This window comes from Streptomyces pseudogriseolus (genome assembly GCA_002154585.1).
GTDB lineage: Bacteria > Actinomycetota > Actinomycetes > Streptomycetales > Streptomycetaceae > Streptomyces > Streptomyces pseudogriseolus.
In genome coordinates this window covers 1-329 of the sequence record MUNG01000712.1, presented here as the reverse complement: position 1 = coordinate 329, position 329 = coordinate 1, and the positions used below count along the sequence as shown (strand labels likewise).

Below are 329 nucleotides of genomic sequence, written 5' to 3'. Positions count from 1 at the left end.
GCGGCGGCCCCATTTTCGAGAGTTCCATACCGTTGTCGGTGTTCGGGGTTGACCGCCAGGACGCCGGCGTGCCGCGCTACCGCCTGCTGGTGTGCGGCGGCGAAGAGGGCCCGCTGCGGACCACAGGGGGCCTGGAACTCACCGCGCCACACGGCCTGGAGGCGATATCCCGGGCGGGCACCGTCGTGGTGCCGGCCTGGAGATCGATCACCTCCCCGCCGCCGGAGGAGGCCCTGGACGCGCTGCGCCGGGCCCACGAGGAGGGTGCCCGCATCGTCGGGCTGTGCACCGGCGCCTTCGTCCTCGCGGCGGCGGGACTGCTGGACGGC

The 329-nt window shown here is 74.2% G+C and carries 1 pseudogene; it reads left to right on the top strand.

What is annotated here, in order from left to right:
• Positions 1 to 329, top strand: a pseudogene (locus tag CCN29_RS34265) (AraC family transcriptional regulator); the annotation flags it as partial.